A 23,566-nucleotide genomic window follows, 5' to 3' on the forward strand; every position below is an offset into this window, starting at 1 on the left:
TATCTTGAGCAATCCACAAAAGCGTCAACGTTACGACCAATTTGGCCACGCCGGCAATTCAGCAAGCGGTGGTTACGGTGGCGGCGGCGGCATGAATATGGATGATATATTCAGTCAGTTCGGTGATATTTTTGGTGGTGGGCATCCGTTTGAAAGCTTCTTTGGAGGTGGTGGCGGAGGTCAACGTGGAGGACGTCGCGTAGCGCGTGGAAGCAATTTACGTATTAAAGTTAAATTGACTCTTGAAGAGATCGCTAAAGGTGTTGAGAAAAAAGTTAAAGTAAACAAACAAGTTTCCTGTCATAGTTGTGATGGCACAGGAGCGAAAGATAAATCTTCTTTCCATACCTGTAAAACCTGTGGCGGCTCAGGATCAGTACGAAGGGTGACCAATACGATCTTGGGACAAATGCAAACAACTAGTACCTGTCCTACCTGTAATGGTGAAGGTGTTGAAATTACCGCAAAATGTACAACTTGCCGAGGTGAAGGATTAGAGCGCGGTGAAGAAACAATCGCTATCAATATCCCTGCAGGTGTTAGCGAAGGGATGCAGCTCTCGATGAGCGGCAAGGGTAATGCAGCTCCACGCGGCGGTATTCCTGGAGACCTAATCATCTTAATCGAAGAAGTACCTCACGAAAGCTTAAAACGTGATGGCCTAAATGTTATTTATGATCTGTACATTAATTTCGTGGATGCGACATTAGGTACCAGTGTAGAGGTGCCTACAATTGACGGAAAAGCCAAAATAAAAATTGAACCCGGAACACAGGGAGGTAAAATACTACGTCTAAAAGGAAAAGGTATTCCCGAAGTCAACTCCTACCATAAAGGAGACCAACTCGTTTATGTCAATATCTGGACACCAAAAGCTGTATCCAACGAAGAAAAAGAATTACTGAATAAATTGAAAGAATCGCCAAACTTTAAACCACAACCCGGTAAAAGCGAAAAATCATTCTTTGAACGCATAAAAGAATATTTCGAGTAGAAATCGAATTTAATAAATAACAAAAAAAGCCATTTGTCTTTTTGTGACAAATGGCTTTTTTTGTTATTCTTACCTGAAACTGACAATAAATTACAAAAAGTCAACTTAATATCATTATCGCTAATTAGAATCGCTAAAAATAAAAATATAGTAAATTTTAATTGATTGAACCACTATAATTTACGATTTAGACAAAACATCTAGACAATCTAGTGACAATAAAATAAAATAACTTTGCGATATTTGACTAACAAATTAAAAAAGTCAGAAAGTAATTAACTGACACACAGAACAAACTATTAAAATAAAAAGACATGAAAAAAGCTTTACTTACATTAGCTGCCATTGCAGGTTTAACAATCGCAGCAAACGCACAAACTGAAAAAGGTAAAATCATGGTTGGTGGTCAGGTCGGCTTCCAAACTTCTAAAGTTAAAGATACTGACTTAAAAGATAATTCATTCTCCATCAACCCAACTGTTGGTTACTTCGTAAGTGACAACTGGGCAGTAGGTACTGGTGTAGGTTACGATTGGAGTAAAAATGAAACGAACAAAGAAAACAGTACAAAAAGAGATGCTTTCCAAGTTTCTCCATTCGTCAGAAAATATTCTGCTAATGGTCCATTAAGATTCTTTGCTCAGTTATCTGTACCAATGTCATGGGGAAAAACTACAACTGAAGTGGCTAGTGTAAAATCAGAATCAAAATTCGAAAATTACGGTGTTGAGTTAGCTCCAGGTATGGCGTATTTCCCAACTAGCAAAATCGGTATCGAATTAAAAGTTAGAGGTTTATACTACAACCATAATAACAACAAAACAGCTGATAGATCAACAAATACATTTGGTCTAGATGCGAATTCTTTGGCACCAACTTTAGGTGTACAGTTCCACTTCTAGTCGGCGGTTGAACAGAAAAGAAAAGGCGATAAGATAATCTTATCGCCTTTTCTTTTGTTCAAATCTTGACTACATATAGCGTTTAATAATCCGCAATTTATGGGAATACCGATTCAGTTCCTGATTGAAAATCCCTTCGTTGTCCATCCGGTCAATACGCACCTTCGCTGAGGCGTGGATAATGGTATCCCGATCCAACATAATGCCCACATGGGTAATCCGCCCGTCCGCGTTGTCAAAATAAGCTAAATCGCCGACCTTAATTTCCGAAATAAAATCCACTGTCGTCCCGATTTCCGCTTGCTGATACGCATCTCTCGGCAAAGATATGCCAAAACAGCTATAGATCAACTGGGAAAAACCAGAACAGTCTATTCCCCATTGTGAACGTCCACCCCATAAATAAGGTGTATCCTTATAGCTCATAGCCAGTTCCGCAACTTTAGTTTCAAAATCGGCCTTAGAAAAGGAGTTGACACTGCCCCGGTAAGTCATATCCAGCTGCGCTACCCGAAACCGATCTGCTTCACCTAAATATAGCTTTGTACCATGACAGAGGTGTAACTGCTCTGTACCATTCAGAAGCAAGCCGCCTTCCCTGCCAACCTGGCTTAGATCTGCGTCGAGATATTCTTCCATCTCCACAGGATCAAGCTCCCTAAACTGGCCGTTCTGAATCCAACCCAGGTAACCTGTTTCTAATAGCCTTATCGCTGTCCAGTCTGCCTGTATTTCCAGAATTTCAAATAATTCTGCAAATAGCACTTGGGAAACCATTTCACTCCGATGTGCCTGTTCCGCACGCAAGGGAACAAGAGCTAACGTACAAATACCATATTTCATTGGCCAAACAAAACAAAATTGTCAAATATGTGATTATATATTATAAAACGAAGATAAATTAATTATAGTAGATATGGAGAATACAAATTTAAAATTCAAAAGAATACTCGTTGCAGTCGATGATGCTCCATGTTCAGAGAAAGCCATTCTCTACGCGAAGGAAATGGCTCAGGTATTTAACGCCTCAGTTGCGCTCGTCACGGTTATTCCACCCACCTCACCGACTAATTTTGGAGCTGATCCCCTATTGGGCCAACAACCAATCATTGTGCCGGAAGTATCCGAAATGGAACAGGAAAATGCGCAAAAGTATCTTGAAAAATTAAGCCGCGAATTTACGGACTCAGGAGAAGTATATCTTTTCAACCGAATTGGCTCCATCAAAGAAGAGATTCTTGCCGCTTCGCATGAATGGTCAGCAGATCTGATTATAATGGGATCTAATGGACGAACTGGATTCGACCATTTTATTTCAGGTTCTGTATCTGAATCCGTTATTCGCAAAGCTACCTGCCCGGTGCTTGTCATTCCAAGTAAATGCGACTAACGGATCCGTCCGGATTGCAAATGGTCGGAGATAAAATAAAGAGCCTATTCTTAGGAAAAGAATAGGCTCTTTTATATTTTTAAACCAACCCGCTTATTTTTTGATCAACCGGGCGACAAACATAGTATCCGCTCTTTCCGTATAACCATCCAGACAACGCATGCTCTCCAGTTCAAAACCCAAATTATTTAAAATGTAATCCACCACTTCTTCATTTTCAGCCTTAAATATCGAGCAGGTAATATAGATCAGTGCTTTACCCACTTTCACATAACCGGCGACATGACTTGCAATTGTCTTTTGCAATGTACTAAATTCAGCGATCTTATCAGTTTTAAACTGCCGGATCATCTCTGGTGTGCGACCCCAAGTTCCGGAGCCTGTACAAGGTGCATCCAACAACACGCCGTCAAATTTTTCATTCCCCAATATGGGGTATGGATCTTTTGTTAGGTCTAGTATCTTCTTTCGATAATGCTTAATTCCAGCAAGGTCAAATCGCTCGTCCAGATTTCGAAGAATACTCATACGAAGGTCAGATACCAATAGATTTATCGAGGGACAGGCATCCATTAGCAAAAGAGACTTACCTCCAGATGCTGCGCAAGCATCCCACCAGGATTCCCTTTCCTCAGGCTTCATAAATGCAAGTGTACGCTGCGAAGATAGATCCTGTACTTCAACAAGTCCTTCTAATGTTGAAAATCGCTGCAATGAGGTACCATTCACTAAAGCGATAGTTTGATCGTCCAATTCATGATAGGGAATCTGATTTTCATCTAAAATCGCACGTACGATTTTATTTTTACCCCTTTTTACTCGAATATACAAATGTGGTTGTACCAGTTGGCTCTCCAAAAAAAGTTTGGTATCAATCTGGGGCGAAAAATATGCCGTAAATGGAAATAGATCCTCACTTTTTATCAGTCCTTCAGATACTAGAAAAGCGATCTTTTCGTCTACAGGTAAACCCAGCTTTTCACGATATGCAGGTTCAAGTATGTTGACCAATGGGCTGTCTTTTTCACATAAAAACTCAGCAAGCACCAGTCGTCGCTGCTGCGACAACCCTGAGGCCGCCGCCCCCAAACGAAAATAATTATAGCACAAACGGGAAGTAGACTTCCGATCCGAAGAACCCATCTGTTTATTTTCCTTAAAAAAAGACGTCAAATATCGTGAGAATGGCTGATCTCCCTCAAAACCATCCATTGCACGCTCAAAATTACGTATTTGTTGGTAAACACGTTTTTCACTGAATTCAGCCATTCAAAGATTATTTTCTTTCAAATTTCTTATTGTGATAGACCATTATCCCTAAAGCTCTATTGGCATAGCCCCATTTTGGATAAAACTCAAACTTATAATCACTATTGAGCCCCGAGAATTTTTCCTGGGTGATATGGCTTACATAGTCAACACCATATTTATGGAGCAAACGGCCAAAATAAACAGCCGCATCGTAGCCCTTATAGGAAAACTCCGAAGGATCGACTTTATACAGCGATTTATAATTTGCTATAAACTTTCTCGTATCACCATCTGATTCATCGGCCAGACTCGAAGAAGTAATCGTTAAGCCATAAAAGTCCATATTTTCAAAATTTTCAAAAGAAAGTTTTGAAAAGTTCGGATGTCCATACAACTTGAATTGATTACCCGGATTCAAGAAACGCTCATCCATAGCATCCAACAATCCTTTGACGAGATTCTTATTAGCTGTTCCGGACACAACATGATTCGTTCCTGCAAGTACAAGGCTATTATTGAGCTCATTGATGCTCATCACTGTTTTAATCTTTGCCTGCGCATTCGCCTTTGTCACTTCTTTGGAAAAATTGACCAAAAACTGTTTGCTCTCATCATCGCCAGCATCATAGATCAAAATTTGATCGCCATTATAATACTGATCGGCAACGTATTTCGCCATTGTTTCAGCATGGGTCCGTATCGACGGTGTCATGGAAACAAGGTTGGGTACGCTAAATTCAGAAGCCATCGTTGCAGCCAATGGGGAAACCTGAAGAACATTTTTGTTGGCAAAAGTCTGCGCAAAACTTCTAATTTCCCGAGGGTACACAGGTCCGACAACAAGCGCCGCATCTTTTACTGCCGCAGCAGTTCCCAAGGACGCATTATAGGTGACATCATCGCGTGAATCGATAACCTGTAAATCAAACAGCATTCCGTCTTTAGCAATCTTATCGAGACCTAATTGAAAACCTTGGTAAAAATCCAGTGCCAGAGCAGAGCGCTCGACATCTTCTGTAGTCACCGTTTTAGCGATGCTATTTAATTCAAACGGCAAAAGCAGTGCAATTTTATTGTTCTTAACCGAATGGCCATTTACAGTTTGCACATCACCTACCTTTATGGTAGGCTTATCTTTCTCACTGCTTGGTTTAGTGACAGCAGTTTGCTGTTCGCCCCGACTAGAAGAGGGCGAACGCAATACCGTGCTTTTTTTGGTTGTACAGCTCGCCAGACATAATGCCACGAGTGCTGCAACCCATATTTTATTCCCACTCAATCGTAGCGGGTGGTTTTGAACTGATATCATATACAACTCTGTTTATTCCTTTCACATGGTTGATAATTTCATTTGAAATTTTTGCCAACAGGTCGTAAGGTAGATGTATCCAATCTGCAGTCATTCCATCAAGCGATCCTACAGCTCTTAAGCTCACAACATGCTCGTAAGTACGTTCGTCACCCATTACACCAACTGAACGTACAGGTAAAAAGATCGTACCAGCTTGCCATACTTTATCATACCAACCAGATTCCTTTAGGTTATTGATAAAGATTGCATCTGCTTCCTGAACAATTCTCACTCTTTCAGCAGTAATATCACCTAAAATACGAATAGCCAAACCTGGACCCGGAAATGGATGTCTACCCAAAATCGCCTGATCTACCTCTAATGCCTTACCCACTCTTCTGACCTCATCTTTGAATAAAGTCTTCAATGGTTCAACAACTTTCAATTTCATAAAATCAGGCAAACCGCCGACATTATGATGCGATTTTATGGTTGCTGAAGGTCCTTTAACCGAAACTGATTCTATAATATCAGGATAAATTGTCCCCTGTCCCAACCATTTGGCTTCGATTCCTGCCGGTAATTCTTTTTGAATTTCCTTCGCTGCTTCGTCAAACACATCAATAAAGGAATTACCGATAATCTTACGCTTCTCCTCAGGTTCAGAAACTCCTGCCAAACGACCATAGAATAAGTCTTTTGCATTAATTCCTTTAATATTTAAACCCATATTTTTGTAAGAATCCAATACTTGCTCGTATTCATCTTTACGCAGCAAGCCATGATCCACGAAAATACAGTGTAATTTCTGTCCGATTGCATGGTGTAATAAAACTGCAGCAACAGTAGAATCTACCCCTCCAGATAAAGCCATGATCACATGGTCTTCACCCAGCTGTTCTTTCAATGAGGCTACGGTTGTCTCTACAAATGCATCTGGAGTCCAGTCTTGCGCACAACCACAGATACCAACAACAAAATTTTTCAATAAAATAGCGCCATCCGTGCTATGTGTTACTTCTGGGTGAAACTGTATACCATAAGTACGTGTACCTTTTACCTGATAAGCTGCTACGCGTACTTTATCTGTACTGGCAATGATATCAAAGTTTGCGGGCACCTCTTTAATGGTATCTCCATGCGACATCCATACTTGAGATTGTACAGGTACGCCTGCCAACAATTCATTTTCACTATTGACAAATTGCAGATTTGCACGACCATATTCACGAATTTCAGATGGCAATACATCTCCACCCGATTTTTGAGCAATGTACTGTGCACCATAACACACTCCTAAAAGTGGAAAGCGCTCCTGAATAGCGACAAAATCAATTTGAGGTGCATCCTCTTGTCGAACCGAAAAGGGGCTTCCGGAGAATATAACACCTTTCACAGATTCGTCAAAATCTGGCAATTTATTAAACGGGTGTATCTCACAATACACATTTAGTTCTCTGACACGTCTTGCAATTAATTGCGTGTATTGAGACCCGAAGTCTAGAATGATAATTTTTTCTGGCATGCTGCAAAGGTAAGTATTACGAATGAATTATTAAATGTCAAATCAGGAAATAATACCTGCTTTTAGCAGTTCTATTTCCATTTCTTTTTGTAATTTCAAAGCTTCCTCACGCGCACGTTCCGCAAAATCACGTCCTTTTGAAGCATATATAATTCCTCTGGTACTATTCACCAGGAGCCCACAGTCTTTATTCATCCCATATTTACAAACATCTTCCAATGAGCCACCCTGTGCACCTACCCCCGGCACCAATAGGAAATGTTCTGGTGCATGTTGACGGATCTTAATAAAACCCTCTCCTCTCGTCGCACCGACGACATACATTAAATTGTCTATAGTGCCCCAAGTATTTACTTTGTCAATGACCTGCTCAAATAACTGAAGCCCTTCCTTATTCTCAAAATTCTGAAAGTCCAGGCTGCCTTCATTGGATGTTAATGCCAGTACAATAGCCCACTTATCTTTGAAGTCCAAAAACGGTGTCACCGAATCTTTCCCCATATACGGAGCAATGGTAATGCTGTCGAATCCTAACCCTGAATTTGACTCATCAAAAAATGCCATTGCGTAACGGCCTGAGGTATTTCCGATGTCGCCACGTTTGGCATCAGCGATACTAAAACAATCTTTCGGCAATGCCGCCCAAGTTTTTTGAAGCGACTGCCATCCTTTTAGTCCGTAACATTCATAGAAGGCAATATTTGGTTTATAAGCGACACATAAATCAGCTGTAGCATCAATAATTGCTTTATTGAAACTGTAGATCGGATCCTCATCATCCAACAGGTGCTCAGGAATCTTGGTAAGGTCTGTGTCCAATCCGACACATAAAAACGAACGTTTCTCTTTGATTTGATGAATAAGTTCTGCTCTGGTCATGCTAATGTATAGATCGTAATTATTTATTGATTAAATCTTGAATAAAGTTTGCCACATCGGGTGTAGAATAATCAGCCATACCCTCATGCCGTGTCGCTAAGTTGCCCTGCTTATCCAAAATGACTGTACTTGGAATAGACTCCGAAAGCCATTCTTTTGGAATATCGCTATTAGGATAGCTGATGGGTAAAGTTAGCTTTTCATTTTTGACAAAAGCAGCAGCCTTTTCCTTATCGCCTTCTATCTCCACAAGTAGGAACACTACATTGGGGTTGTCTTTGAATTTATTATAAAGCACATTGATGGAAGGCATCTCCGCGCGGCATGGCCCACACCAGGTGGCCCAAAAGTTGATAAATACCACTTTGCCCTTTAAATCGGCTACAGTTACTGTCTCACCCAAATGATTCACAAAAGACACGGCTGCACCGACATTCTTTACTCCTGCATGGGGCTGCTCTGCAACCTGCTGTGGCGCCTCCAATTTCGGTTTAAATAAACCGATCTTCATGAGCAACTGTTGAAAATAACTTCTGCTTGTCGGCCATATCAATAAACCAATGAGCAGTACAAACACCACATTGCCAATTATCTTTTTTGTTTTTGGATTCATAAATAAGATTTACGGCAGGTTAAGAATCAAATTTATCCAATAGCTTCAGTAAAGTCGCAAAATCTTTCGGATAAGGCGCCTCAAACACCATTTGTTCACCATTCAATTCAAATTCAACGTGCTTGGCATGTAAGGCAAAACGTTTCATGATGGGTTGTTCTTCTTCATCCTTCGATAAAGTATAGCCTCTTTTCTTGATTTGTGACAGATAAACGGGTTTTCCACGGTACATGCTATCCCCCACAATTGCGGCATGCTGTGTAGCCAAGTGAATACGAATTTGGTGCATACGTCCAGTAATTGGCTTACACTCCACTAAAGTATAATTCTTATAATATTTAAGGGAATTAAAGATGGTTTCCGCAGGCTTGCCATTTGCGCGGTCAATAGATACATTTTTATTACCTAGGTTTAAAATAGGCAAGTCCACGACAAGATCGTTAAAAGTATGCGTACCACCGATAATGGCATGGTAGATCTTATTGACTCTGCGCTTTTCAAATGCAATGGAAATCGAGCGGTAGGTATCCGGATTTTTAGCTATCAACAAAATACCTGAAGTCTCCTTATCCAAACGGTGGCAGACTTGAGCGTCAGCATGATATTTCTTTGCCAAACGGAGAATATTAATCTCCCCCCCCTCTCTTTCATCCAAAGAAGCCACAAAAGGCGGTTTATTTATAACAATCAAATTTTCATCCTCATGGATTATTAATTCTGAAAATTTGGGAAATTTAAATAGACGGGTTTCATTCTGTATCATTTTACAAAAATACAAAACACAAGGCAGAATATTGGCCAATGTATGATAAAAACCTTACTTTTGAGCTTACAATATAAGTTAAGATGTCTGTAAACAAAGAAATAAAACGCGTGAGCACAGCAATGCTGCAAGCAATGAAAGAACGTCAGGAGAAGATTTCGATGCTGACCAGTTATGATTACTCCATGGCCAAAATGGTAGACAGTGCCGGTGTGGATGTCATTCTGATCGGAGATTCTGCAGCCAATGTATTTGCAGGATATGAAACTACCCTGCCCATCACGCTCGACAATATGATCTACCATGCAGCAGCTGTTGCACGAGGCACTGAACGGGCCATGGTCTTAGCAGATTTACCTTTTGGCAGCTACCAGGGGTCTGCAAACGAAGCTTACAATGCTGCTGTACGCATGATGAAAGAATCCGGTGCCCATGCCTTGAAATTAGAAGGTGGCCTGGAAATTATTGAAAATATCAAAAAGATTATTTCTGGCGGAATCCCGGTTTGTGGGCATTTGGGGTTAACGCCACAGTCCATTAACAAATTCGGAAATTTCGGTGTCCGTGCCAAAGAAGAACAAGAAGCAACGAAACTTATTGAAGATGCACTAGCCTTACAAGAAGCGGGCTGTTTTGCCATAGTATTGGAGAAAATTCCAGCAGCTTTAGCCAAAACGGTAACCGAAAAATTAGTCATTCCAACAATTGGAATTGGCGCCGGTGCCGATTGCGATGGCCAGGTATTAGTCATTAACGACATGTTGGGTATGAACGCGGATTTTAAACCCAAATTTATGCGTCATTTTGCCAATTTACATGAGCAGATCACCACAGCGGTAAGCAATTACGTTGCAGAAGTGAAAGCGGTCCAATATCCAAATGCAGAAGAACAATATTAACAAAGCATCATGAGATTGTTGATCATTGGACTAGTTCTCCTAGTCGCTTACTTGCTGATCCGGAAAAAGTTTAATTTTTCCGGATCAGCAGAGATAAATTCCAAAAATTTAAAATCGGGTTTCCAATTGATTGAAGCACCCGCTGCACTCATTCAATCTACCCTTAAGAAAACAATCTCTAACGTCATTATGGGTGTGGTGCTTATTCTCATTACGATATTACTCTTTGTAAAAATCAAAATTGTATTGTTCTTGCTTCCGATCGCCTTCTTTTTAATTGGCTACCTTTTTCTTTTCAACAATCACTTCCGCAAGATCAAGAGCCAACAGATATGGTTTAACGTCAAAACAAATGAGGTTTTTGTGGAACAGCTTAGCGCAGACAATTATTCGTTCAATATTTTCCGGGATATACAGGGCGTACAACAGGTTGAGTCCATTCAGACCACCAGAGGTCTGCTCTATGGTTACTATCGGATCAAACTAAAAAATCACATCCTGGAGATCCCGTATCTGCTGGCTGAAAATAAACCGGCCAATAACCTGTTCTTTGATACCATCAGCCAAAACTTTAAAATAGACATACAGAAAAGAATTTTTCCAATCATTTAACACTTAGTAAATTGCACATCCAAAAGGAAAATGGTATATTTAGGTTTATCAACAATATATTGTTAAAACCAAAATATTTTATACTATGGGAAAAGGTGATATCAAAACCAGAAGAGGAAAAATATCAAATGGTTCTTTTGGAAAAAGAAGACCGCATTTATCGAAAGCATCCATCAAACCAAAAGTAGATGAAGCAGCTCCAAAGGAAGTCGAAAAGAAAGCAGCTAAAGCTAAAAAATAGTATGCAAAAAGCTAGAAACCTGTTTCTAGCTTTTTTTATAGCCTGTATAGTCACGATAAGGGGTATGTGGGTATATTTATCGTTTCTCCTCTTCCGGTCTGTATTGTAAAATCCTTTTGACAACCGGTTTCATCATTAGAATAAACCTATCTTTATCCGTCAAATCAAAAAACCACATAAGGACTATACCACAATGAATAAAAAAACGACCATCTACATCCTTTTAGCCTGTGCTGTTATTGGAGGTGGATATTTCCTCATAAATTCAAAAAAAGACAAAAGAGAAAGTGGCCAATCTGCCATCAAAAAAGACGCTCCTGTCGCCGCGCAGGCGATTATCGCAAAGTCGTCTGCAGCAGATCGATCGATCAATTTGTCTGGAAGCCTCGATGCCGAAGAAAAGGTTGAGATCAGAAGCGAGGTCAGTGGTCGTATTACAAAAATTTACTTTTCCGAGGGGCAACGTATCCAACAGGGACAGCCGTTGATCAAGATTGATGATATTGAACTTCAAGCGCAACTAAAGCAGGCGCAAACAACAAATCAGCTTAATGCAGAAAATGAGCGTAGGGCAAAACTGTTACTTCAGAAAGGCGCGATCAGTCAGGAAGAATTTGATATTGCCAGTGCAGCATTAAAAACTGCGCAGGCGCAGATCCAGTTAATTCAGGCGCAGATTTCCAAGACAACCGTCCGCGCACCATTCAGCGGTATGATCGGCTTGCGAAACATTTCAGTTGGTGCGATCGTCTCATCCAATACGCTGATCGCAAATTTGGTCAAAGATAATTCGGTCAAGATTACATTTGCCATTCCTGAAAAATACAGTAATGTGGTCAAGTTAAATGCGCCCATTGAATTTAGTGTTGCCAACGACCCAACAGTCATCAAAGCAAATATTTATGCGATCGAACCTGAAGTATCCCTTGACACCCGCACATTGACTGTCCGGGCACGGACGTCGAACGAGCAGGGTCGGCTTCGGGTAGGTTCTTTCGTCAATGTTATCCTGCCGATTGAAGTAGAAAATGATGCAATCGCTATTCCGACCGAAGCTATCGTTCCGGTCCAGGATGGAAAAAAAGTCTTTATCCTACAAAATGGACTAGCAAAAGAAACCAAAGTTGAAACCGGTTCCCGCACGGATAAGGAGATTGTTATCTTATCTGGAATAAGTGCCGGAGACACGGTGCTGACAACTGGTGTTCTCGCATTAAAAGATGGAGTGAAGGTTAAAGTTTCACTAGCTAACTAACTGTACATGAATTTATCTGCCGTTTTTATAAAGCGCCCCGTTTTAACTATTGTTGTCAATATTACAATTATTCTATTTGGCTACATTGGTTTTAGTTTTCTGGGCGTTCGTGAATACCCTTCCATTGATCCGGCCATCGTATCGGTCCGTACCAACTACGCTGGGGCCAATCCCGATATTATTGAGTCCCAGATCACTGAACCTTTGGAGAAAGCGATCAACTCCATTGATGGTATCCGCAACATATCTTCCTCGAGTAATCAAGGATCCAGTAATATCACGATCGAATTTGACTTAAAGAAAAATCTGGAAGAAGCTGCCAATGATGTGCGTGACAAAGTATCGCAGGCTGTCAGAAGCCTGCCTCAAGATATAGACGCTCCTCCGGTTGTATCAAAAGCGGATGCAGACTCCGATCCAATCATTACGCTTACCCTACAGAGTGAAACTAGAGATAAGCTTTCATTGAGTGATTACGCTGAAAATGTTATTTCCGAAAGGCTACAGACCATTCCAGGGGTCAGTAGCACACAAATTTATGGTCAAAAGCGTTATGCCATGCGCCTCTGGCTCAACCCCGACCGAATGGCTGCCTACGGCATCACCGCTTCCGATATACGGACCGCATTGAACAACCAAAACGTTGAACTCCCCTCCGGTAAAATTGTTGGTAATACGACTGAATTAACCGTAAAAACAGTCGGCAACCTTTCCACACCTGAGCAGTTTAACAATATTGTCCTAAAAGCAGATAGCACACGACTTGTCAAATTTATTGACATCGGGCGTGCTGAAATTGACGCTGAAAATTTAGAGACAAAAATGGTCAGCAACGGTAAACAGCTGGTCGGTGTGGCCATTATTCCCCAACCGGGAACAAATTACCTGGATATCGCTGATAATTTTTACAAGATGCTCGATCAGATGAAAGAGGATATCCCACAGGATATCACGATCAATATCGCTTCCGACAACACCAAATTCATCAAAAAATCGGTTGTGGAAGTAGCAGAGACCTTACTGATCTCGATTATTTTGGTTACGCTGATCATCTATTTTTTCTTCCGTGACTGGGGAATAGCCCTACGTCCCTTATTGGATATCCCCGTATCATTGATCGCAACTTTTTTCATCATGTACATTTTTGGTTTTTCGATCAATGTACTTACCCTATTGGCGATTGTTTTGGCAACGGGACTCGTCGTGGACGATGGAATTGTCGTTACAGAGAATATTTTTAAGAAAGTTGAGGAAGGCATGTCTCCTATTGAAGCTGCGTTAAAGGGTTCAAAAGAGATTTTCTTTGCGGTCATTTCCATTTCCATCACACTTGCTTCTGTTTTCTTACCGGTGATATTTCTGGAAGGCTTCGTCGGTCGCCTGTTTCGTGAATTCGGAGTGGTTATCGCTTCCGCCGTCCTGGTATCGGCTTTTGTCTCCCTGACCTTGACCCCCATGCTCAATGCTTACCTGATCAAAGGTGGAGGACATAAAAAGACCCGCTTTTATGAATGGACCGAACCCATGTTCGTGAAAATGAATAAGGGCTATGCCAATGCGCTCGATAAATTCATGAAGTTCAAATGGATCAGTTTTCCGATCTTATTGATTTGTTTTGCCATTATAGGAGTAATCTTCTCCTCCATCAAAAAAGAAACCGCTCCTTATGACGACCGGAGTAGCATTATGGTCAATGTCACAGGCCCAGAGGGTGCCACCTATGAATACATGGACCGCTATATGCAGGAGCTGGATAAATTGGTTTACGATTCGATTCCCGAGAATAAGATTAGTTTAAATATCACTTCTCCAGGTTTCGGTGCCAGTTCTGTCAACTCCGGAAGGATTCGGATGACCCTAGTCGATCCGGAAGAACGTACAAGGTCTCAGGATGATGTTGCAAAAGAGCTGACCAAATGGACAAAAAAATACGATGGCGTACGTGTCAATGTTTCGCAGACACCAACCATTTCCATGAACCGTAGAGGCGGTTTACCGGTGCAGTACATTATTCAGGCACAAAATTTTGAAAAGCTCCAAGAGAAGATTCCAGAGTTTATGAATGAAGTGAACAATGATCCTACATTTTCAACAACAGATATCAACCTGAAGTTTAACAAACCCGAACTTCATGTCGAAATTGATCGTTTAAAAGCCTTGAGTATGGGTGTATCCGTGCTTGATGTCTCTCAGTCACTCCAGCTGTTGTTAAGCGGTCAGCGTTTCGCTTATTTTATGCGTGATGGAAAGCAATACCAAGTAATCGGACAGGTAGAAAACGATAGACGGGCCACGCCAACAGATCTAACCTCAATTTATGTCCGCAACAATATCGGACAGCTCATACAATTAGATAACGTCGTCAATGTCAAAGAAGAAAGCAGTCCGCCACAACTTTACCACAATAACCGTTACATGGCAGCTACCGTTTCAGCCGGACTTGCCCCTGGTATGAGTATGAGCGATGGCATCGCTGCGATGGACCGTATCAAGGAGAAAGTACTGGATCAGAGTTTTACAACCGACCTCAGTGGCGAATCCCGCGATTTTGTGGAGAGTAGCTCCAATACGCTATTTGCTTTTGGGTTAGCCCTATTGCTGATCTATTTGATATTGGCTGCTCAATTTGAGAGCTTCCTGGATCCGTTTATCATCATCCTTACCGTGCCGATGGCAGTAGCCGGTGCACTGATCAGTTTATGGCTATTTGATCAGACCTGGAATATATTCAGCCAGATCGGAACCATTATGTTAATTGGTTTGGTGACGAAAAACGGTATTTTAATTGTTGAATTTGCCAACCAGATGCGGGAAGAGGGTATGGAAAAATTTGAGGCCATCATGCACTCGGCCGAGTCTCGTCTACGGCCTATTTTAATGACCAGTCTGGCTATTGCGCTAGGCGCCCTGCCAATTGCCATGTCCCTGGGAGCTGCTTCGACAAGTCGTATTGGTATGGGGGTTGTTATTGTCGGCGGTACCATATTTTCGCTGATACTGACCTTGTTCATTATCCCCGCAATCTATTACATGTGGTCAAGACCAAAGAAACACAGACCTGAATTTGATAACATTAAAAGCTACGAATAGATCAGACATGAAAAGAAATATAATCATCGCACTGTTGCTTAGCTTCATCCTATTTCAAGCCCGTGCACAACAAATATTAACACTGGAGGAGGCTTTGACAACCACCCTGAGTAACAACTTCAATCTCATGTTGGCAAAAAATGACAACAAAATAGATATCGAAAATACCAGTCTCGGTAGTGCCGGGATGCTTCCTGCAGTCACTGGAAGCTTTAGCCGGAGCAATTCTATTCAAAATTCCCGTCAGGTGAGAAATGACGGACAAGTGCAGCAGATCTCCAACGCTAAGAACGACAACATGTCCTATGGGGTCAATCTCAACTGGACAGTATTTGACGGATTCGGTATGTTTGCCCGTCGCGATAGATTCAAAGAAATACAGCGCCAAGGTGAAGCCGAAATCAAGTTTGAAGTGATCAGTCAATTAAGCGAGGTCATTGCCACTTACTATAACCTTGTACAGCAAAAACGTTTATTGAATGCCTTAGATACGACCATTACGCTATCTCAATATCGTGTCACCCTGGCCGAAAACCGTCTGGAAATAGGAAAGGGATCCAAATTGGATCTGTTGAATGCCAAAGTCGACCTGAATACAGATCAGACCAATTTACTGCGGCAACGCGAGAGCTTCCAAAATACCAAGACGTACTTAAATCAGCTAATGACCCGCGACCTGGGCATAGATTTTCAGGTCGAAGATGAGATGAAATTGGATACGGATCTCAAATTGGGAGATCTGATCCAAATAGCGGATCAGCAGAATCCACAAATCCAATTGGCACTCATCAACAAAAGAGTTGCTGAACTGAACCTAAAATCCGTCAAAGCGGAGCGTTATCCCAAAATCGGGCTGAACACAGGGTATAACTGGAATGAATCCCATTCTTCATTAGGCTTCTCGACGGAAAACAAAAATAAAGGACTCAACTACGGTGTAACGGCCTCACTGAATATTTTCAACGGCTTTATTCAAAACAGAAATGAACGAATCGCTAAATTTCAGATGCAGAGCACAGAAATACAGATACAACAGCAAAAGCAAAGCATACAGGCACAAGTCCGGACACTCTTTCAAACCTATATTACCAATATCGAATTGGCGAACGTAGAGAAAAAGAATGAAGAGCTGGCCAAAGAAAATCTAAATATTACCATGGATAAGTTTCGTATCGGAACGATTACGACCCTGGAAGTAAGGACGGCACAGTTAAATTACATCAATGCAATGACCCGGAGCTATACGGCACAATATGATGCGAAAGTTTCAGAAATACGCCTGAAGGAGCTCACCGGGGAAACCTATTAACTAGGGCGGACCAATCCATTAGGCTTAATTGCCAAGAGAAAGGCTCCTGAATAAATTCAGGAGCCTTTCTTATTAATAGTCAATTGCAATAATCGACCGAAGCGGGATTAATACCCCACTTTTAATCTGGATATATCTATCGGTTAATGACCACACTGTGGTTTCGATACGCTTTGGTCCGGAATCTGTTTGAAAGGCTATTTCAGTTTTGGACTTAAATTCATTTCCCAACCGAAGGGCCCCTTTCAATTTATCCATAAACGTCGCTGACTTATCTTCGCTCGCAGGGATAAATTTAAATTGAGGAATTTCCTCTTTAGCTATTAGTTCTCCAACCATAATATTAGCATTTAATGTGTAAATTTAATGTTTCGCGCTATACTAGATATAACGTGATAAAACCAATCTTATTTTATTATTTTATGCCATTGGCTTATTTAAATCTACCTAATCTGATGATAATAATCAATTAAATAATTGAAAACTATCATTTATTTTACAATAAAAAAACGATTGGCGCCCTCCTACTTTTTTCTTTCATTTATGCCTAAAAACTGTCCCACAGTTCATACTATCTGAATATCTTAAAATTATGTCATTTCATTTTGATTTTAGGCCCTAAATCAGTCATATTGCCTAATTTTACAAAAAACTAAACAGCAGATGGAAAAATCAGTCTTTGAGAAAAACTGGGAAATTTATTTCACACAATGTTACTCCAATGGTCGTATCCGTTTCTCCGACTTATCAAATATTCTTCAGCTTACTGCTGGCGAACATGCGACCAATGTCGGTTTTGGCTTTAAGGAAATGGCCAAACACAATCAAACCTGGGTGCTCAGCCGAATACGTATTGAAATCAACAGACTGCCCAAATGGATGGACATTGTTCAGGTAAGAACATGGATACAGGAACTGGAAGGTGCGCGCTCTACACGTAATTTTGAAATTCGAGTAAATGGACAGGTCTATGTCACGGCCACAAGCTATTGGGCGGTGATCAATACCGTTAAAAGAAGTTCGGAGAGTCTGGCCATTTCGACAGATGATTTTACAACTTATCCAGATCGCCCTGCGACACAACGCCCATTCTCAAAACTGGATATTTCTCAGCTTGTCAAAAATATTGATCAATATAGCGTCAAGCTATCCGACCTTGATATTGTCAATCATGCCAATAATGTCAAATACCTAGATTGGTGTATGGATAGGCTCCCAATCGAACTGGTTCTGACCAATCAGATCAAATCGTTGGAGATGAACTATCTCAGAGAACTCCGTTACAATGACACTGTTGACATAAATGGGGATTCGACCGATAAGGGCTATTTCATGACTGTCACAAAACAACAACGTATTCATTTTGCACTGGAAGTAGAAACTAAATAACAATAAAATAAAAAAGGAGGCTTGGGCCTCCTTTTTTATTTTGCGCAAAGCATATGTACTATGCAAATGCCTTGTCTCCTTTTTTGTACGGAAAGTTTCCGTCATATTTTCCGGGGATTTTAACAAAACGCAATGCTTTTGTACAACCTAATTCCGAATTAAAGAAACCCGTCAATGTCAATTGTTTAAACATTGTGAACCAGTGTGGTGGATCATTTTCTACGTAATTATACAATTGATTTTGTTTTTCTTTGTTTTTCTCAAGGATGTCCTTTTGATCTTCAGCTTGCTTCTTATTGAACTCATTTGCTTCTTTGTCCAAAGCAGCGGCTACCGCTGTCCGATCTTCAGCTGAAAGTTCAAGGAAAGGTTTTCCTTTTACTTCTTTCGCTTTGTCATCCAGACTTGCAAAACCAGTTAAAAATGCTTTTTGCTGTTTTTCGGTGTAACAGTCACGGACCATTACAGGAATAAAACTTCCCACGCCAGCTTCCTTTGCACCGGGTGTTGCAGTTGCTGGCAGGATAGCTTCCGCTAAATCACCCAACAGGTCTGTTGTTTTTGCATCAAATAAAGCCTGCACATCCTTTGTGGCCGAACGCGTACATCCTTCCAAAAATAAATTGGCGCCGATAACGGTACCTCCTAAAATCAAGGCAACTCGTTGTAATGCTTCTCTTCTATTCATACTACTAAATATCTTAATTTTAGAAATTATATTTCATTTCCCAACCTTGTCTGTAATTACGTTTGACAAATTGATTCACGTGATCAAAATTGGTCACACGCATATTGTTGTTATCCCATAACAATTTCAAGTTGCGTCCCGGATATTTTCCATCAATACGTAAATCAGCACCTCTGATTGCTAAATTTGCCATTAAAAGAGCCTCAGTCAAAGGACCAGCGATTTCGAAAGGTGAACTTACCTCTTTTTTACCGTAACCTGCCTGACAAGCTTCTACCCATTGTGCGTAGTGACCAGCTTCTTGTCCCGGTACACGAGCATATTTCTGTGCAACCTGATCTTTTCTTGATGTTGGCAACAAACGTGCATTCTGACCGTAAGTATCGGCCAAGATTTTACCTTTTGTACCGACCAACAAGATACCGTTACCACCGTCACCAAAGATTTCATTTGGCTCCAGCTCATCCGGACGTGCAGGTTGAATACCGCCATCCATCCAGTGTAATGTTACGGGTCCATTTGTACGTGGTGTTTTAGGGAAGGTCAATGTTGCGTGACTTGATGGAGGACAACTTTCAGGAAAATATCCACGTTTGAACTCATCCACATAAACAGAACCTACAGTCGCCTGCACATCCTGTACATAAGTCAATCCCAATGTACTGAAAGGAACTTCCAATAAGTGGCAGCCCATATCACCCAAAGCACCTGTACCATAATCCCACCAGCCGCGCCAGTTGAATGGTACCAATTTATCGACATAATCTTTCTGAGGGGCAGTTCCCAACCAAAGATCCCAATCCAATTCTTTCGGAATCTCCGCTTTACCTGTTGGCCATGCAATACCGGACGGCCATACCGGACGGTCAGTCCAACAGTATACCGTATGTACATCACCGATTAAGCCAGCTTCATACCATTCACGTACAAAACGGGGACCATCGTTGGATGCGCCCTGATTTCCCATTTGGGTAACCACTTTGTATTTCTTCGCCGCATGCGTCAATGCTCTTGCTTCCCAGACATCATGAGTCAAAGGTTTCTGAACATACACGTGCTTGCCCAATTGCATTGCCGCCAATGCCTGGATTGCGTGCTGATGATCTGGAGTCGAAACAGAAACGGCTTCAATGCGTTTGTGTTCTTTGTCCAACATCTCACGATAATCTTTATAATATTTTGCTTTTGGGTAGCGTTTCAACGCACCTGCAGCACGACGATCATCCACATCACATAAGAACGCTAAATCTGCTTTGCCTGAATCATGAAATGCATTAATATCGCTGAACCCCTTACCACCTACACCAATACCAGCCACTTGTAACTTATCACTAGGAGCGATGAAACCATTTCCTCCTAATACATGACGAGGAACGATCATGAAAGCTGCCGCAGCGGTTGCCGCAGTCTTTAAAAAATCTCTTCTACTCGAGTTATTTGAGTTATTTTCCATTTGTTATCAATCTTTAGCTATTAGATATTACCTTTTTTCAATTCACTAACCGCAAAATCGACCGCACGTGCAGTAAGTGCCATATATGTAAGCGATGGGTTGACACAGCCAGCTGAGGTCATACACGCACCGTCCGTAACAAATACATTCAACGCATCCCACACTTGGTTATTCCCGTTCAATACCGATGTTTTAGGATCGCGGCCCATACGAGCTGTTCCCATCTCGTGGATACCTTGGCCAAGTCCATATACATTATCATAGGTATACGTATCTTTTACGCCAATGCTTTCCAGCATTTCCTTCATTTCGTTTTGCATGTCACCACGCATCTTCAATTCATTATCTTTGATTTCAGCATCGAACGATAATACAGGTAACCCCCATTTATCTTTTTTGCTCTTATCCAAAGTAATTTTATTTTCATGGTACGGTAAAGTCTCTCCAAAAGCCGTGAAACCTACATTCCAGGTACCAGGTTCACAGATCGCATCTTTCCATGCGCCACCAACTTCCATCTCGGCAACAGCACCGGACCAACGGCCGCGGCCTGCGGCCCCCTGATAACCAAATCCGCGAACATAGTCACGTTTTTTCGTATCGCCTTCAACGTTTACAAAACGCGGCACATAAAGACCTGTCGGACGACGACCAAAAACATAGCTATCCAAATATCCTTCCACATTACCACCGGCACCACAACGGAAATGGTGATCCATCAAATTGTGTCCAAGCTCACCGCTGCTGCTTCCAAGACCACCTTCCCAAACATCGGTTGCTGAATTCATCAACACCCAAGTCGAGTTCAATGCCGACGCACAAACAAAAATTACTTTCGCAAAAAATTCATAAGTCTGATTCGTTTCAGCATCAACAATTTCAACACCTTTTGCCTTTTTGGTATTTTTATCGTAGATAATCTTTGTTACGATAGAAAACGGACGTAAGGTTAAGTTATTCGTTTTTTTGGCGGCTGGTAAAGTTGCCGATTGCGTACTGAAATAAGCACCGAAGTTACAACCCAACCAACATTGGTTTTGATATTGACAGTTGACACGGCCCTCATGCGGAACTGTTATATTCGCCGTACGTCCCATGATGAAATGACGTTGGCCGCCATATTGTTTTTTCAATCGCTCAGCCAGGTCCTTTTCAACAATGTTCATCGCCATTGCTGGCATATAATCACCATCTGGCAAAGATGGCACGCCATCCCTATTTCCCGAGATACCGGCAAATTTTTCAGCATAACTATACCAAGGAGCAATATCTTTATAACGGATCGGCCAATCTACACCATGACCATCTTTTAAATTTGCCTCGAAATCCAAATCGCCCAAACGATAAGATTGTCTTCCCCACATTAAAGAACGACCACCGACGTGATACCCACGGTACCAGTCAAAGCGTTTTACTTCTGTATAAGGACTCTCTTTTTCGTTTACCCAAAAATCCAGGTTCTTTTCATTCAAGGGATAATCTCTACGCAAAACCGGATAATCTTCGATCATCTGTTGTGTACGACCACCAGCGTGAGGCCATTCCCATGGATTTTTATTTGGCGCAGTATAATCTTTGATGTGTTCGATGTTACGACCACGCTCTAGCATAATTGTTTTCAGCCCTTTCTCTGTCAATTCTTTCGCAGCCCATCCACCACTTATCCCAGAACCGATTACAATCGCGTCATAAGTATTTGTTGCCATCTCTCTTCTAATTATTTGTTTTTAAATAGTTATTTTTTCTGTTTAGTGTGCAGCGTTCGCACTATCGACTTTCTCATCTTTAAAAAGAGCTAAGAAGATAAAAAATACCACCGCGGCAATAATTGCAGGAACGACCCAGGTATGGTTCCAAAAGCCTGCTAAATCAGTTGCCTTTAAATCTTTGTATTTGTCGCCTACGTAACTTGCTACCCAAAAGCCGATCAACTGACCAATACCATATGTCGCCAATGTAATTAAGCCCTGTGCGGCAGATTTGTATTTAATACCAGCTTTGCTATCTGTATAAATCTGTCCCGAAACAAAGAAAAAGTCATAGCAGATACCGTGTAAAGCGATACCAATAAGCAACATAAATGAAAGTTCACCAGCATTGCCATAAGCGAACAGCAGGTAACGGATCACCCATGCCAACATCCCTACCAAGATCGTCTTCTTGAATCCGAACTTTGTAAAGAAAATCGGAAGGGCCAATAAGAACAAGACCTCAGAAGCTTGTCCGATAGTCATCTTACCTGTTGGATTTTCCAAACCGATTTCCGTAAGGAATAGGTTCGCATTTGAATAATAGAATGCCAATGGGATACAGATTAACACTGAGGATACAAAAAAGATCAAAAAGTTCTTGTCTTTCAACAATTTAATAGCATCCAGACCAATAATTGATGCAAATGATGGTTTTTCACCTTCATCCAGCTTAACTGGTGGTGTTTTTGGCAAGGCAAAGGAAAATACTCCCAATACCAAAGAAGCCACACCCGACATCAAAAATGTATTTTTCAATGCACCATCAGATGCCGCTGCGTCCCATTTGAAGATATAGCTAATTGCTAACCCCGCCACAATCCAACCAATTGTTCCCCAGATACGTATAGCCGAGAACTGTTTTTCTGGGTTTGTTAATTGACGAAATGAAACCGAGCTCGCCAAAGCCAATGTTGGCATATAAAGAATCATATAGGCCAATACATACGGATAAAAAGTAGACATATCGGCGGCTCCGTACATCTGATACATTAATACGGCACCCACCAAATGCAAAACACCTAAAATACGCTCAGCATTAAAATAACGATCGGCAATCATTCCGACAATAAAGGGAGCAATGATCGCGCCCAATGACTGTGTCGAAAATACATTGGCCATTTCGAAATCCGTTGCATGCAGATTCTTGCTCAAAAAAGTACCTAATGTGACAAACCATCCCCCCCAAATAAAAAATTCAAGGAACATCATGAAGGATAGTTTAAATTTTATTGTTGATGAAATCATAAATAAATGGTGTTTTACAATACTAC

22 protein-coding genes are annotated in these 23,566 nt (G+C 41.2%); 10 read left to right on the forward strand and 12 right to left on the reverse strand.

What is annotated here, in order from left to right; genetic code table 11:
• The coding region (locus HMAT_RS08455; RefSeq protein ID WP_233789153.1) for a DnaJ C-terminal domain-containing protein at positions 1 to 994 on the forward strand (994 nt) is incomplete at its 5' end.
• A 314-nt stretch (positions 995 to 1,308) separates the two neighbouring features.
• Complete coding sequence (locus HMAT_RS08460) at positions 1,309 to 1,896, forward strand: outer membrane beta-barrel protein (protein WP_104382298.1); 588 nt, start codon at positions 1,309 to 1,311, stop codon at positions 1,894 to 1,896.
• 69 nt (positions 1,897 to 1,965) lie between these two features.
• Here the strand turns inward: HMAT_RS08460 and HMAT_RS08465 are convergent, their stop codons facing one another.
• Positions 1,966 to 2,739: a C40 family peptidase gene (locus HMAT_RS08465; protein ID WP_104382299.1), complete on the reverse strand. Its 774-nt coding sequence runs from the start codon at positions 2,737 to 2,739 to the stop codon at positions 1,966 to 1,968.
• Positions 2,740 to 2,812: 73 nt separating this feature from the next.
• Here HMAT_RS08465 and HMAT_RS08470 point away from each other — a divergent pair, with 73 nt between their 5' ends.
• Positions 2,813 to 3,286 carry a universal stress protein gene (locus HMAT_RS08470; RefSeq protein ID WP_104382300.1) on the forward strand — a complete coding sequence of 158 codons (474 nt, stop codon included), beginning with the start codon at positions 2,813 to 2,815 and terminating at the stop codon, positions 3,284 to 3,286.
• A 93-nt stretch (positions 3,287 to 3,379) separates the two neighbouring features.
• On the opposite strand, the gene HMAT_RS08475 is transcribed toward HMAT_RS08470, so the two are convergent.
• Genes HMAT_RS08475 through HMAT_RS08500 form a run of 6 tightly spaced genes read right to left on the reverse strand, consistent with a single transcriptional unit; the run spans position 3,380 to position 9,608 of the window.
• Positions 3,380 to 4,555, reverse strand: coding sequence for an RsmB/NOP family class I SAM-dependent RNA methyltransferase (locus HMAT_RS08475; protein WP_104382301.1), 1,176 nt, complete (start codon positions 4,553 to 4,555; stop codon positions 3,380 to 3,382).
• Positions 4,556 to 4,562: 7 nt separating this feature from the next.
• Positions 4,563 to 5,846, reverse strand: coding sequence for an ABC transporter substrate-binding protein (locus HMAT_RS08480; protein WP_104382302.1), 1,284 nt, complete (start codon positions 5,844 to 5,846; stop codon positions 4,563 to 4,565).
• Positions 5,803 to 7,353: a glutamine-hydrolyzing GMP synthase gene (guaA, locus tag HMAT_RS08485; RefSeq protein WP_104382303.1), complete on the reverse strand. Its 1,551-nt coding sequence runs from the start codon at positions 7,351 to 7,353 to the stop codon at positions 5,803 to 5,805. The genes HMAT_RS08480 and guaA overlap by 44 nt, the downstream gene beginning before the upstream one ends.
• A gap of 42 nt (positions 7,354 to 7,395) precedes the next feature.
• Positions 7,396 to 8,232: an orotidine-5'-phosphate decarboxylase gene (gene pyrF / locus HMAT_RS08490; protein ID WP_104382304.1), complete on the reverse strand. Its 837-nt coding sequence runs from the start codon at positions 8,230 to 8,232 to the stop codon at positions 7,396 to 7,398.
• Positions 8,233 to 8,251: 19 nt separating this feature from the next.
• A complete protein-coding gene (locus tag HMAT_RS08495; RefSeq protein WP_104382305.1) occupies positions 8,252 to 8,845 on the reverse strand; it encodes a TlpA disulfide reductase family protein in 594 nt (197 codons plus the stop codon).
• 19 nt (positions 8,846 to 8,864) lie between these two features.
• On the reverse strand, positions 8,865 to 9,608 hold the full coding sequence (locus tag HMAT_RS08500; RefSeq protein WP_104382306.1) for an RluA family pseudouridine synthase: 744 nt from the start codon (positions 9,606 to 9,608) through the stop codon (positions 8,865 to 8,867).
• A gap of 83 nt (positions 9,609 to 9,691) precedes the next feature.
• Between HMAT_RS08500 and panB the strand changes: the two genes are divergently transcribed.
• The 6 genes from panB to HMAT_RS08530 all read left to right on the forward strand — a co-directional run bounded on the left by panB (position 9,692) and on the right by HMAT_RS08530 (position 17,014).
• The gene (gene panB / locus HMAT_RS08505; protein WP_104382307.1) at positions 9,692 to 10,507 is read left to right on the forward strand and encodes a 3-methyl-2-oxobutanoate hydroxymethyltransferase; all 816 of its coding nucleotides are present in this window, start codon (positions 9,692 to 9,694) and stop codon (positions 10,505 to 10,507) included.
• Between the two features lie 9 nt (positions 10,508 to 10,516).
• Positions 10,517 to 11,119 (forward strand): hypothetical protein, encoded by a 603-nt coding sequence (locus tag HMAT_RS08510; protein WP_104382308.1) that lies wholly within the window; start codon positions 10,517 to 10,519, stop codon positions 11,117 to 11,119.
• 85 nt (positions 11,120 to 11,204) lie between these two features.
• A complete protein-coding gene (locus HMAT_RS08515; protein WP_104382309.1) occupies positions 11,205 to 11,360 on the forward strand; it encodes a 30S ribosomal protein THX in 156 nt (51 codons plus the stop codon).
• A gap of 193 nt (positions 11,361 to 11,553) precedes the next feature.
• Entirely contained in the window at positions 11,554 to 12,615 is a 1,062-nt protein-coding gene (locus tag HMAT_RS08520; protein WP_104382310.1) for an efflux RND transporter periplasmic adaptor subunit, read from the forward strand.
• 6 nt (positions 12,616 to 12,621) lie between these two features.
• A complete protein-coding gene (locus tag HMAT_RS08525; protein WP_104382311.1) occupies positions 12,622 to 15,705 on the forward strand; it encodes an efflux RND transporter permease subunit in 3,084 nt (1,027 codons plus the stop codon).
• Positions 15,706 to 15,712: 7 nt separating this feature from the next.
• Positions 15,713 to 17,014, forward strand: coding sequence for a TolC family protein (locus tag HMAT_RS08530; RefSeq protein ID WP_104382312.1), 1,302 nt, complete (start codon positions 15,713 to 15,715; stop codon positions 17,012 to 17,014).
• Positions 17,015 to 17,086: 72 nt separating this feature from the next.
• On the opposite strand, the gene HMAT_RS08535 is transcribed toward HMAT_RS08530, so the two are convergent.
• Positions 17,087 to 17,353: a hypothetical protein gene (locus HMAT_RS08535; protein WP_172394354.1), complete on the reverse strand. Its 267-nt coding sequence runs from the start codon at positions 17,351 to 17,353 to the stop codon at positions 17,087 to 17,089.
• A gap of 324 nt (positions 17,354 to 17,677) precedes the next feature.
• Here HMAT_RS08535 and HMAT_RS08540 point away from each other — a divergent pair, with 324 nt between their 5' ends.
• A complete protein-coding gene (locus HMAT_RS08540) occupies positions 17,678 to 18,403 on the forward strand; it encodes an acyl-[acyl-carrier-protein] thioesterase (protein ID WP_104382314.1) in 726 nt (241 codons plus the stop codon).
• Between the two features lie 58 nt (positions 18,404 to 18,461).
• Here the strand turns inward: HMAT_RS08540 and HMAT_RS08545 are convergent, their stop codons facing one another.
• Genes HMAT_RS08545 through HMAT_RS08560 form a run of 4 tightly spaced genes read right to left on the reverse strand, consistent with a single transcriptional unit; the run spans position 18,462 to position 23,537 of the window.
• Complete coding sequence (locus HMAT_RS08545) at positions 18,462 to 19,091, reverse strand: gluconate 2-dehydrogenase subunit 3 family protein (protein ID WP_104382315.1); 630 nt, start codon at positions 19,089 to 19,091, stop codon at positions 18,462 to 18,464.
• Positions 19,092 to 19,110: 19 nt separating this feature from the next.
• Positions 19,111 to 20,544: a Gfo/Idh/MocA family protein gene (locus HMAT_RS08550; RefSeq protein ID WP_104382316.1), complete on the reverse strand. Its 1,434-nt coding sequence runs from the start codon at positions 20,542 to 20,544 to the stop codon at positions 19,111 to 19,113.
• A 20-nt stretch (positions 20,545 to 20,564) separates the two neighbouring features.
• Positions 20,565 to 22,250 carry a GMC oxidoreductase gene (locus tag HMAT_RS08555; RefSeq protein WP_104382317.1) on the reverse strand — a complete coding sequence of 562 codons (1,686 nt, stop codon included), beginning with the start codon at positions 22,248 to 22,250 and terminating at the stop codon, positions 20,565 to 20,567.
• A 42-nt stretch (positions 22,251 to 22,292) separates the two neighbouring features.
• Positions 22,293 to 23,537: an MFS transporter gene (locus tag HMAT_RS08560; protein ID WP_104383352.1), complete on the reverse strand. Its 1,245-nt coding sequence runs from the start codon at positions 23,535 to 23,537 to the stop codon at positions 22,293 to 22,295.
• Between the last annotated feature and the right edge of the window lie 29 nt (positions 23,538 to 23,566).

The organism is Sphingobacterium sp. HMA12 (assembly GCF_002933815.1).
Classification (GTDB): domain Bacteria; phylum Bacteroidota; class Bacteroidia; order Sphingobacteriales; family Sphingobacteriaceae; genus Sphingobacterium.